General features: G+C 43.6%; 10 protein-coding genes. 3 read left to right on the top strand and 7 right to left on the bottom strand.

Annotated features, from left to right (window positions below; translation table 11 throughout):
* Positions 1 to 1390: acetyl-CoA decarbonylase/synthase complex subunit gamma (acsC, locus tag EO93_RS07325; protein WP_082107594.1), on the top strand; the 1390-nt coding region annotated here is incomplete at its 5' end.
* Between the two features lie 60 nt (positions 1391 to 1450).
* Here acsC and EO93_RS07320 read toward each other — a convergent pair.
* Together EO93_RS07320 and EO93_RS07315 are read right to left on the bottom strand one after the other, a co-directional pair.
* Complete coding sequence (locus EO93_RS07320) at positions 1451 to 2230, bottom strand: alpha/beta fold hydrolase (RefSeq protein WP_048161748.1); 780 nt, start codon at positions 2228 to 2230, stop codon at positions 1451 to 1453.
* A 208-nt stretch (positions 2231 to 2438) separates the two neighbouring features.
* Entirely contained in the window at positions 2439 to 3323 is an 885-nt protein-coding gene (locus EO93_RS07315; protein ID WP_048161746.1) for a hypothetical protein, read from the bottom strand.
* A 448-nt stretch (positions 3324 to 3771) separates the two neighbouring features.
* On the opposite strand from EO93_RS07315, the gene EO93_RS07310 reads away from it, so the two are divergent.
* A complete protein-coding gene (locus EO93_RS07310) occupies positions 3772 to 4749 on the top strand; it encodes a hypothetical protein (RefSeq protein WP_048161744.1) in 978 nt (325 codons plus the stop codon).
* 456 nt (positions 4750 to 5205) lie between these two features.
* On the opposite strand, the gene EO93_RS07305 is transcribed toward EO93_RS07310, so the two are convergent.
* The 4 genes from EO93_RS07305 to EO93_RS07290 all read right to left on the bottom strand — a co-directional run bounded on the left by EO93_RS07305 (position 5206) and on the right by EO93_RS07290 (position 9592).
* Entirely contained in the window at positions 5206 to 5874 is a 669-nt protein-coding gene (locus EO93_RS07305) for a flavodoxin family protein (protein WP_048161741.1), read from the bottom strand.
* A gap of 231 nt (positions 5875 to 6105) precedes the next feature.
* On the bottom strand, positions 6106 to 8499 hold the full coding sequence (gene lon, locus EO93_RS07300; protein WP_048161739.1) for an endopeptidase La: 2394 nt from the start codon (positions 8497 to 8499) through the stop codon (positions 6106 to 6108).
* Positions 8500 to 8681: 182 nt separating this feature from the next.
* Positions 8682 to 9101: a MarR family winged helix-turn-helix transcriptional regulator gene (locus EO93_RS07295; protein WP_048134558.1), complete on the bottom strand. Its 420-nt coding sequence runs from the start codon at positions 9099 to 9101 to the stop codon at positions 8682 to 8684.
* 281 nt (positions 9102 to 9382) lie between these two features.
* Positions 9383 to 9592, bottom strand: coding sequence for a hypothetical protein (locus tag EO93_RS07290; RefSeq protein ID WP_048134557.1), 210 nt, complete (start codon positions 9590 to 9592; stop codon positions 9383 to 9385).
* Positions 9593 to 9871: 279 nt separating this feature from the next.
* Between EO93_RS07290 and EO93_RS07285 the strand changes: the two genes are divergently transcribed.
* Entirely contained in the window at positions 9872 to 11716 is a 1845-nt protein-coding gene (locus EO93_RS07285) for a M3 family oligoendopeptidase (RefSeq protein ID WP_048161737.1), read from the top strand.
* Between the two features lie 560 nt (positions 11717 to 12276).
* On the opposite strand, the gene EO93_RS07280 is transcribed toward EO93_RS07285, so the two are convergent.
* The gene (locus EO93_RS07280; RefSeq protein WP_048161736.1) at positions 12277 to 12483 is read right to left on the bottom strand and encodes a hypothetical protein; all 207 of its coding nucleotides are present in this window, start codon (positions 12481 to 12483) and stop codon (positions 12277 to 12279) included.
* Positions 12484 to 12758 lie beyond the last annotated feature (275 nt).

Raw genomic sequence — 12758 nt, 5'->3', positions numbered from 1 at the left:
AGAAGCCTACAAGTACCTGCCCCAGACCAACTGTGGAGAATGTGGTGAGCCTACATGTATGGCATTTGCTTCCAAGCTGATCGACAGGTCCGGAAAGACTGAAAATTGTCCCCCGCTGGTAAAGGAAAAGAAGTACGCAAAGAAGCTGGCAGAACTCGACAGGCTCCTTGCCCCTGAGATCCGTCAGGTTACCATAGGAGTAGGCGAAAAGGCAGCAAACATCGGTGGGGACGATGTCCTGTACCGCCACAAGCTAACATTCTTCAATAAGACAAAGATGTTCTTCGATGTTTCAGACAACATGGAAGAAGCTGCCCTTATTGAGAGGGTAAATAAGATCGCGGACTTCAAGAAGTTCTATGTAGGTCGCAACCTGCTTCTCGACGGTGTGGCAATAAAAGCCGCTTCAAACGACCCGGCAAAGTTCGCTGCTGCTGTCAAGAAGGTAGCAGAAATAGGCCTGCCTATGATCTTCTGTTCCTTTAACCCCGCAGTCCTGAAGGCAGGACTTGAGGTTGCAAAGGACAAGAACCCACTGCTCTACGCTGCAAACAAGGACAACTGGAAAGAAGTAGGAGAACTCGCCCTTGAGTACAAGGTGCCTGTTGTAGTTTCAGCATTTAATGACCTTGACGCCCTCAAGAGCCTTGCAAAGACTTTCGCAGAAGCAGGTATCAAGGACATTGTGCTCGACCCGGGAACCTACCCAAGCGGCAAAGGCCTGAAGGACACCTTCACCAACTTCCTGAAAATCAGGAGAGCGGGCATTATGGGCGACACCGAGATCGCATATCCGATCATGGCTCTCCCCATCACAGCCTGGATGGCAGGAATTGCAGACCCTGTAAGTGCATCCTACTGGGAAACCGTTATGGCTTCAGTATTCACTATCAGGTACGGAGACATAATGATCCTCCACAGCATGGAGCCTTATTCCACACTGCCTGAAGTGCACCTGGCCGAAACCATCTACACCGACCCGAGGACTCCGGTCTCCGTGGATGGAGGTATGTATAAGGTTGGAGCCCCGGACAAAGACTCTCCGGTATTCTTCACCACAAACTTCGCCCTTACCTACTACACGGTAGAAAGCGATATCTCAGCAAATGGCATAGTATGCTGGCTGCTTGCAGTTGACACCGATGGGATTGGTGTGGAAGCTGCAGTTGCCGGTGGTCAGCTGACTTCCGCAAAGGTAAAGGACGCATTCGAAAAGGCAGGATTCGACCTCAAGACGGACACAAACCACAACACCCTTATCATTCCAGGTCTCTCAGCTCGTCTGCAGGGTGACCTCGAAGATACACTCGGTGCAAATGTTAAGGTTGGTCCAATGGACTCCGGCCGTATCCCTGGCTGGATCGAGAAGAACTGGCCCCCAAAACAATAAGTCCGAATGTAAATTGAATAGTAACTATTCAGGTAGCCCTATGAAGGTTACCTGAATAGTTCAAATTTCTTTCTTTAATAAGTTGTAGAATCTTTCCTTTGCCTCTCTCTCAATCCAGGGCATATGCCCGCATTTTTCCAGCAAAATGAACCTGAAGTCCTTCAAAATTCCGGAAAGGGGTTCTCTTACTCCTTCGAACGGGTGCGGGTCATAGTCTCCGTGGATTGCAATTACCGGGCACATGATTTTAGTTCCCAGTTCAAGGAGCTTGCCACTGCTCCTCAACTCGCTGGCTTCTTCCCATACGCCTTTGAAGGCCTCGTAGCTGCATTCGAGCAGTTCATCTTCATGAGGAAGCGGGTCATAGGAATCCGTTTTTGACATCAACGTTCCAAAGCTGCACAGGGCTTCGTCCCTGTTTTTAGCTGAGGGATCATTAAGGGTTTCTGTAAGGAAGAGGAAGTTTTTCCAATCATCTTTTCCGAGCCGGCTTATCCGTGTATTCATTATGTTTGCGGCATACTTTTCTTCGTAGGGGCCGCTTCCGATTAGAATTAGTTTCTTTATGAATTGCGGGTAGCGAGCTGTGAAGATGAAGCTGAACATTGCACCCCAGGAAAACCCGATTAATGTGATCGGTAGGTCTCCATGACCTTCCAGCACGGCTTTCAGTTCCCGGACCTGACCTTCAAGGGTTGCTTTCGTCTGGAGGGGTTCAAGGATTCCCCGAATGGCAGAGAGTTCCCTGGCAACGGGAGCCATTTCTCCAGGGGCTCCGGGGCCACCATGAATAACTGCTACACTGAAAGGAGCTTTACCGTATTTTCTCAGGTTTTTCATGTATGTATCAGGTTTAAGCTTTTTTGATTTAAAAGCAAATGGGTTTTCAAATTTGAAGAGGATACAAATTTTTTAATAGAGATGATTCCTCTCATAAATTCATTTCGACACAAACCACCAGATAACAGGTAGCATTGTGAGTGCATTTTCGTTTATACAATCTTGACAAGGCAAGTAAATGTTTTGATATTCAGTGCGTCCCAGTAGTTCAGCTCTTAGTATTACCTGGTTGAAGTTGAAACAAACTGGTTATCATAATCAGACTCATTCCAACAGTTGAGATATACCAACCCATTCCTAATAATCCGACAATATTCTGAAACCCCCCAGAGGGAAATTCTGTTTGTGCTAGAATTCCGGGCAGCCAAAAGAGGGAGAGAGTCAAACCTGTGAACACAAGGATGCCACCGATTCCTTTAAAAATACGGGATTTGGCCAGGCTCGATATCAAAGCGATGACGGCGCCTAATATCAAAAAGATATATACAACCATCACAAGACTAACCTCGATATCCTCGATCGTCGTTACCCCGCCTGATAAATTTGTAAAGCGGACAATATCCATTGGCAAAATCTCGAAACGGAAACGATCTGCCTTTATAAGAATTTCGGATTGGAATAATGCAAAATTACTATTTAAAAATGCCAGGGCTACGGAGACAAGGATAATTAGGCTACCAATTCCTCCAAGTATCTGGTTTACCCAAAATTTCCTACAAATTATTTTTGGAGAGCTAAGCTTCGATTGACCAAACCAAAATTCATAAGCAAGAAGTAAACATGTCATAATGAGGAGTGACCCTGGCAGATACCAGAGCCGCCCTACGGTGGTAAAGCAAATTGCCGCTGGTAATAGTACACCAAAAAAAATCGCCAACTTACGATCATTCGTTAGTTTAACATGGTTACGAGCTGAAAGGACAGACAGGAGGGCAATACCGCTCAAGAAAAATGTGATTAATCCCAATACAACTGGGCTTTCTTTATTTCCAATCCATGGCAGGATTTGTGCTCCAATAGACATTTCGATGAGTCCAGCTAAGATTCCGAGGCCACTTCCCAATATACCAGGTTTAATTGCAAGCTTTTCCATCCGTACCACCTCATATAAAATTTAATATGATATAACACATGCCGCTCAGGTTGCTACTCAACGTTACCGTATCCTTGCATGTACAAAAGTATCTTTATTCTAGCGTTGGCCCTAAAAAACGACGGAAGATACCATTCCGGTTGCTTCGGGAAAGTTCGATCAAGCAGAAGGAAATAGCCACCTGTAAAGCTCAGCCCATTACCACTCTAAAGGAATAAGGGTAGGGACTTTTGGAAGGTTCCGGATCTATGACAAATTTATTGATTTTCGATTTTTTGATCTAAAAGTTTACAAAATAAGCCAAACTTATTTATTATTTTAGCATTTCTAATTTAATGTTATGAAAAGCTCTGAGTTATCAACTCCGACAGTATTAAGATTCGGCATATAATTCGGAATACTAACAACCTCTCCAGTTTACGGATGTTTCCCCGGAGTTGAAAGTTTCATGAATAAGCAAAAAGCCATACTGATATTATTATTGCTCATTCCCCTCCTTCTTGTGCTGTGTATCTTCGGCCCTTTCTTATTAATGGGTTTTGTTGACAGTTCCTGGTACTATTCCGAGGACGTTGATATCGGGCCTCTTGATTACAATTTCGCACTCACGAAAGCGGAGAACGCCGGCTATGAAGTGGAAGGTTCCTGGCCCTGGCCCGGAAACTTTTCGGGCTTTGAGTCGGGAGATGTACCGGAGTTAAGGGAACGCTTCGGAGGTGCTGCTCTTGTGGAGAACATCAGGCTTAACTATAACGAGAACTCCGAGCTCATGATCTTCATCTGTGAAGAGGAGGCGGAAGAAGGACAAAAATCCGAAACTGAAGCCAGGACCGGAACCTGTGTAGCCCTCTCGAACTTCAGCCACTCCGACCCCGAGTCCCCCTTACAGCTATCGGAATTTCCGGATGACTTCTGGATGCTTGAAAAAATAAGGCTCCTCTTCGGAATAGATGAAAAAGCCTCGGAAAAGTATCTTGAAGCCCTGAAAAAAGCCTCACAAAACCAGACCTGGGACGCTGAAATATCGGTGAACGAATCTCCGGATTTCCCGGCTGTATATGCCTATCTCAAGGAAAACAGTGATGATTCCACTTACGGGTCCACTGTGAGTGTTTATACGTATCCCATGGCAGGCCTGGGTCCGGATGAAGTCTTTTTAAAGGACGGCAGGCGGCTGGGTTCAGTAAGTTATTTTGTCCCGGAGGCAAAGGTAGTGACTTATGATAAGGGGAACAGGTACATAGTTGAACTCGATGCCTCCGGAAAGGTAAGGCTCGAAATCATAATGCCTCCTGGAAGCAGTGGGGAAACGATACCTGAAGAGGAATACCGGGTGGTTTTCAGGGGAATGTTTGAAGAAATGGGGCTTTCTCCTGCAGCGGTGGGCAGCTTTGAATTTTTCCACAGCTCTTCACGGGTGTGGTGAAAAGCCCTGAAAGAAGAATAGTTCTTCAGAAGGTTCTTCTCCTAAACTGAGGAACTGGACTTCGACCGGAAAGCTCAAAAAATCTACTAAAAATATTTTTGACCCGTACAACCGTATTCACTATACCGAACCTTTCTTGTCACGCTCGACGAAGGAGAGCGGCCTTCTCAAAAAAGACAAAAAATAAGCAAAAAACCAGTAAATAAAAGCTGACAAGTAAAAGAGATTTGATAAGTCTGTGGGCACGCAATAAAAATAGAATGAGTTCTGGCCTGAAAAATGTTTTTTCCCATCTATTTTGTTTTTACTACTTTTTCGAGCTTTTTCTCTTTTAATTCTCTTTTTTCTCTACTTCTTTTTTTGGGCAGAGCCGCCAGACAAGCTGGCGGAGGTTTTCGATATTATAGGAGTTAAAAATCGGTTTCAGGGAGTAAAGTGACTCAATTTTTATTGCTTTTACTTCTTTACTTCCATAGCTTTTTGTCGCTTTACGAACCTGGCTCCCATCTCAAAGGCTTTCTCACAGTCTTTTGGAAACACTTCTTTTCGCCTTTTTGCCTTTTCCTCGGGATCAAAACTGTCTGCCACATACTTTGAATGATCTTCGAACTGGTAGGTATCGGTGCTGTACAGTGATTCGGAATCTCCGAAGATTCTCTTAGCAATATATTCATTCAATTCAATAGTTTTCCTGAGCCCAAACATATCCATGTATTCTTCCTTTACCCCCATAGTGTAGATGAAACCGACAGGGATATTTTTCGGATAGAGCGAAGGCACGCTATTGGAGTAAACGAGATATGGAAATACATAACGTTCCATGAACGATCTCATCTCGCCTGTAGAGTTCCCAAGGTAAATGGGTGATCCCAGGATCACCGCATCCGCCTCTTTCAGCCTCTCCAGCACAGGGGTCAGGTCGTCCTGCATTGCACATTTTCCATAGCTTTTCCCACCCTTTAATTTGCAGGCAAAACAACTTGTGCAGCCTTTAAAGTTGAGGTCATAGAGGTGGATTATTTCTGTTTCTGCACCCTCTGAAGCTGCACCTTCAAGAGCTTTTTCAAGCAGGGTTGCTGTATTCCATTTCTTTCTGGGGCTTCCGTTTATGGCTATTACTTTCATGATCTTGCCTCTTAGTTTCGATTTCTCAGGACTTTCGGATTCTCAGGACCTTCAAATAACGTAATATTACAATTTTCTCCATTATATTATTTGCAGGAATGTTTAAACTTGATAAACGTACTGAAAAACTGAACTAAACTTAGACCCAGATTTCAAAAATATTTAAGAAAAATTCTCAGGAAGGGTGTATCACGGTTCCGACAAACCGTAACCCCATCCTGCACTTCAAATTCAAACGTTCTGGGTAGTTGCGAAGCTGTTTCCTGCAAACGAAGACGACAGCATCTGTCCGGGAAGGTCCATATCAAGTGCCTCTTTCAAGACCTCTTCAATGGTCTCCACCGGTACGAATTGAAGTTCGTTTCTGACATCTTCGGGCACATCTTCAAGATCCCTTTCATTCTCTTTTGGCAGGATTACCTTCTTTATGCCTGCCCTGTGAGCTGCCAGGATTTTCTCTTTTATGCCGCCCACAGGCATTACTGCCCCGCTCAACGTGATTTCCCCTGTCATGGCAATTTTTGGGTCAACTGCTTTGCCGGTAATCAGGGATGTGAGGGCAGTAAATAGAGTCACACCTGCTGACGGGCCGTCCTTTGGGGTTGCACCCGAGGGCACGTGGATGTGAACGTCGCTTGCAGTAAAGTTAAAGCTGTTTGCAGTGTTTGCAAGCCTGGACCTGACAAGGCTCATAGATATCTGCGCAGACTCTTTCATCACATCCCCAAGCTGGCCGGTAAGCGTAAGCTTTCCTTTACCGGGCATGAATGTGCCTTCTATGAAGAGAATTTCTCCTCCGACAGGAGTCCAGGCAAGTCCGGTGACCACGCCGGGAACATTCTCTTTTCGGGCTTCTTCCTGCCGGATCAACTCTTTTCCGAGGGTCTCCTTGAGCATATCCACCTTTATCACATAAGGCAGGTCAGCCTTGCCTGAAACTATCTTTTCGGAAACGAATCTCGAAGCCTTCGCAAGCTGTTTTTGAAGCTGCCTGACTCCTGCTTCACGGGTGTATTTTTCGATGATTACCTTTAAGGCCTCATCTTCAATTTTGAGTTTATCCGCATCAAGACCGTGTTCTTCCAGGGTACTGGGGAGCAGGTGGTCTCTTGCAATTGCAAACTTCTCGTTCTTCGTGTAGCCCGAGATCTCGATCAGCTCCATCCTGTCAAGAAGCGGCGCCGGGATATTTGCCAGGGAGTTGGCAGTGGCAATGAACAATACCTCAGACAGGTCATAGGGGACTTCCAGATAGTGGTCTGAGAATGTGTTGTTCTGTTCGGGGTCAAGGACTTCCAGAAGGGCACTTGCCGGATCTCCTGAGTAGGAAGATGAAAGCTTATCGATTTCATCGAGAACGAATACAGGATTTTTCGTGCCTGCTTTTTTCATGCCCTGTATAATCCTTCCGGGCAGAGCCCCGACGTATGTCCTGCGGTGTCCTCTGATCTCGGCTTCATCTTTGACGCCTCCAAGGCTGATCCGGACATATTTCCTGTCAAGGGCATCTGCAATACTTTTTCCCAGACTTGTTTTGCCAGTGCCCGGAGGTCCCATAAAGACCAGAATCGAACCCTGTTTTTCCTTTTTTAATTTCATTACCGCCAGGTGCTGGATTATTCTCTCCTTGACTTTTTCAAGCCCGTTATGGTTGCTCTCAAGCACACGGCGAGCTTCAGCAATATCGATGCTCTTTTTCTCTTCCGTTACCCAGGGAAGGTCGAGCATGAGGTCCAGATAGTTTCGGAGAACAGGGCTTTCAGGATTATGGCTGCCTCCGGTTTCAAGTTTCTTTAGCTCTGAGAGTGCTTTCTTTCTTGCCTCATCAGGCATCCTGGAATTCTCAATTCTTTCCCGGTATCCCCCTTCACCTGAAACGGAATCTGCGCCTTCATTGAGTTCTTCCTGGATTACCTTCAGCTGCTCTCTAAGCATCGCCTCTCTATGCGACTTGTTTATATTATCGGTAACTTTTTTTGCAATTTCAATCTGGAAATTGATATTCTCTTTGTGCTTCATCAGAATATTAAAAAACGTAAGATATCGTTCCCTGACAGAAACAATCTCCAGAAGGGCCTGCTTTTCTTCAAGTTTTATCGGTATGAATGGCATGACATGTCCCATTATCTGATCAATGGAACCCATCTTCTCGATTGGCCTGGTAAATTTCTCAGAACCCTGGAAACGACTGCTTATCTCATTAATCATCGTTTTTACATTCTCTATCATTTCCGCATGAATATCTTCATCAAGATCCGGAAGATCAGAAATAGGCTCATATGTTGCATAGAACAGTCCGTCCTTCCGGCAGAGAGAGACGGCCTCTACCCTCTTGACGGCCTTCGCAACAACAAGATATCCTTCATCAGCAGGCTGCACAAATACAATCTTAAGCAGATTTCCTGTTTTATACAGATCGTCTTCTGACAGGTCTGAAGGTTTTGTGCCGCTCTTTACTGTCAGCCCGACAGCATACACAGGCTCGGCATTTTTTATATCAGTTGATAGTATTTCCCCGGTAACTTTGTCAGCCAGGAATTTTGCCCGGCTTTTCGGGTAAACAACTACTTCAAAGAGCGGCATTACGATGCTCTCTCTGTTATCATCGGTTTTTTCTGAATTCATTGTCAATCGTCTCAATTATTATGAAGTTGTTATCTCAGTCGTCTCAGTTATTTTCAGTCATCTCAAGAATTATGAAGTTGTTATCACAATCGTCTCAATTATTATGAAGTTGTTATCGCAGTTGTCTCAGTAATTCAAATTATTTAGTTTGGATTAACCTAACTATATACTCTACAAAAAAATTACCATACCTTTTCCAGGATGTTGATAAGCGTGTCTATCTCTTTCTCGTCCAGAGAATCTGCCATTTTTTCAATAACCTTCAACAAAGCGTTTTCTTCGGCACGAGCTATTCTCCGTCCCTTCTCAGTCAGGCGAATGTAAAAGATTCTCCCGTCATCCGAGGACTTTTCTTTGTACACGCACTCCATTTTTAAGAATTTGTTGACCATCTCTGTGATGGTTGGCTTTGAGTTTCTGGTGATCTTAGCAAGCCTGCTAAATGTCACTTCCCCATGTTCATCTATGACCCTCAGATATCCGATCTGTTTTACAGTGATATCCGATAACCCGCATTCAGAGAAGATCTCACAAGAGCACTCGCTTTTGATTTTGACCAGGTTTTCAAAGACTATGAACAAATGCTCTTTTTTCTCAGTCATATCTCGATCAGTACAGTTAGTTAGGTTTTCCCTAATTATATATCTTGTGGTCATGGAAAGTTTAATTTTTCCTTTAATCAATTTGATAGATTGTGATAGATATTGATAGTAAAATTGAGGATAGCCGGCTCGACATCAACCAATAAGAATGATTCAGAGAAAATAACGAAAAAATAACTGAACTCCCTAAATTTCAGCAATAATTGAATATATAGTTAAGTAACTTACTTTACGATACACCTATTTTCTATCCTTTCCTGCTTTTGCCACCTGTTTTTTATTCAGGCATTGTAGGCATCATAAATCTGCCAGACCCATATAATCAGCCATAATGAAATTCCAAATCCTATGAAATGTGCTGGTCCGGTAACCATGAAGGCTATCCAGATGCCAAGTGCTTTGAAAAGATGTCCCTTTACAAGCTGGCCCAGACCGGGTACGAAAAAAGAAAATAGGGCGGGAATTCCGTGTGTTCTTTTGCAACAGTTCATAGAACTTACCTTTTTTAAGAACTTACCTTTATTAAGAACTAATTTTTTTAAAACAATAATGGGAGGGCGGATATAAATAATTTAACCTGGCTGGGTCTTTCTGCTTTAAGTTGATTTCTTAACCTGCACTCAGCCTGGCTGGATTATGAATTTGAGGTTTTTGATTGCATTTTTGAACACTTTCTGGACATCAGGTTAATATGAATCAGTCCATATATATTCTCATTCCTACGTATTACGTTCAAAGTTATAGATTGATAGTTATCAGGGGTAGAATTTATGGAAACAAATAAAGAGCTTAATCCTGATGAAGTTACCACGGAATGGAACAATTCCTATCTTTTCAGCAGCAGGGAAGCTGCCTTAGAAAAGCTTGGGACATTAAAAAATAGCTCGGAAGAAATAAACGAAACTTATCGTCCGGAATTTGAGAAGTTATCCGGGACTGCTTTACTCAGGTATCTGGAAGCCGAAAAAGAGTTTTCAAGATCCATTGATGTTCTCTACACTTATGCATACACTCAACTCAGCAAAAACGTGAATGAGCAGTTCTTCATGTCTCTTCTTGCGGATACTCAGGACCTGCTTACAGAATATAAAAAGGTTAATGCCTTTGCAACCGTGAAACTGACCTCACTCAATAAGGAGGAATGGGTCAGGCTCTTTTCCGAAGAATCCGGGCTTGAGGTATACAGGGCTTATCTTGAAGCGACCTATATCAGGTTTGCAGAGCACAGGCCGGTGGATGAAGCCCAGGCTGTATATCTGGCAGAGATAGAAAATCAGCGCATGAAACTGGAGACTGAGGCCCTTTCCAGAATCACCAATACAGTCACCATGGCAGGAAGCATAACTCTTGAGAACGGGGAAGAGTTCTCAGTAAATTCCCAGTCTTATAATACTCTGCTTTCAACAGACCAGAGCCGGGAAAACAGGATGAGATGTTATGATAAGAGGTTTTATCACCTTATAATCGAATCCGATTCAATGGCTTCTCTCTATGCGGAAAAAGCCCGCCTTGATGACCTTGCTGCAGGACAGCTAAACTACCCGGACTCTTACGAAGCCAGCCTTTACGGCCTTTATCTCACAAAGAATCAGGTTGATGATATGAATACGGTTTTTAAGGAGAGAAAACCCGTATTTGAAGCTTATAATGAGTTCAGGAGGAAAAAGCTCGGGCTTGAAATGCTCAGGCCGTATGACCTTATTTTGCAGTTGACGGGTCAATCTGGTAAAAATTACACCTATACAGCTGCTTTACAGGAGATCCAGAAATCCTATTCCGGGATGGATTCCCGTTTCAACGAAATTTTCTTAAAAACAGTAACCGAAAATTTCATAGACGTATATCCTGCCCCCGAAAATGGAAAACAGCCCGGAGGTTACTGTTACGGCCTCTTTGCTCTGAAGGCTCCGGCCCTGATTTTTATGAACTACAACGGCATTATCAGTGATCAGAAGACTCTTACTCATGAACTCGGGCACGGAATCAACTTCTATCTGATGAGCAATTCCGTGGATTATCTCTACTGCACAGGCCAGATCTATGAAATGGAGGTCCCATCCACGTTCAACGAAGAACTCTTTGTTGATTATGTGGTCGAAAACTCGGATAAGGAAACCGCAGTTGCCGTACTTGCCCAGCATATAGGGGAATACCAGAACTACTTTACCCGCCAGCCCATGATTACGGAATTCGAATATAAGGCCCACCGGTTATGCGCTGAAAAAAGCTATGAAAACGGAACTGTCAGCGGAGCAGAACTTAATGCCCTCTGGACAGCCCTCTCTAAAGAATACAGGAGTGACTCAGTAGAATATTACGCTGAAGATTCTGCGGAATGGACCTACATTAACCACATCTACCTGACAAATAACTACTATACTTTCAACTATGCGATTTCAAAGGCAATAACTCTCGCCCTCTTCAAGCAGTACAGGGAAGACCCGGAAACCTTCAACAAAAACTACATTGCCTACCTTTCTGCGGGTTCGACAATGCCCCCTGAAGAAAAACTCAAGAAATATTTCGGAATCGAAATCAACAGGCAGCTCTTTGAAGATGCCATGGACGTCGTGGAGCTGAGAATTAAGGAACTGAATAAACTGGAAAATGGCTGATGAACCTGAATTTCTCTTAAACCTTTTTTCCCTTTACTTCTTTTTTGGTGGTTCACCAGGAGATACTGAATTCAGAACTGTCTTTCCTGTCCGAAGAACACTTTCCTTGATCTCGGGAGCCTCATTTTAATTCACAGATAAATATAAGCGCCTCCGCCAGCTTGTCTGGCGGCCCTGCAAAAAAAGCAGAAAAGAGAAGCCAAAATGAAAAAAGACTCAAAAAATGTATTTTTCAGGCAGAATTCGATTTTTTCATTTTCTGTTTTTTACGGCTTCTTCGATAGTTTTTCACTTTCGGGTTTTTTCTTCTGTTATATCTTTTTGGGAAAGACCGCTCTCCTGCGTCGAGCGTGACAAAAACGACATGATAAAGTGAATGACGTTGTATGGATTGAGAAATATCTATAAATTAGTCCAATTGAGTGCAGTGAAGCTCATAGCTAAAATCCATAAATTAGTCCGCTTGAGCGAGCGAAGCGAGTGAAACGGACTGCGGACTGTTGCACTTGCAGTGCAACTCCCGGAAAATCTCCGAGTTCCTGAGCAACCTGTTTCTTCATTCAGGCATTGTAGGCATCATAGATCTGTGCGACCCATACAACCATTCCCATTAAAATCCCTATTCCGATAATGCTCATGAATGCGCTGATTAGCAGGGCTGCCCAGACGCCAAGTGCCTTGAACACGTGCCCCTTTACAAGCTGGCCCAGACCGGGGATGAAAAAAGAGAATAGAGCTGGGAAGCCGTGCGTTTGTTTGTAACTCATAAATTTACCCTCCCTTATTTTTAGTAAATATGTTCCCTAAACGATATTATTAGGAATGTTCACTAATTTAATAAATTTAGTTGGTTATTAATATTTCGGACAATAGAACTCTTTATTGAAAGCATGAACTCTTTGAAAAGTAACTGTCCAGAAATTTAGAATAAAGGTCATGTATATTTATACCTCAGTCTCTGAATAGGCTGTCTTGCGGTACATACCCCGATTTTTGAAAAGAAAGCCGTAGCTGTGAAAAGATTAATTACAAGCTTCGAAAA

Origin of the sequence: Methanosarcina sp. 1.H.A.2.2 (assembly GCF_000979975.1) — an archaeon.
In the GTDB taxonomy this organism is placed as follows: Archaea; Halobacteriota; Methanosarcinia; order Methanosarcinales; family Methanosarcinaceae; genus Methanosarcina.
Note: the sequence above shows the minus strand (reverse complement) of the source record. Positions and strands in the feature narration are given on the sequence as shown.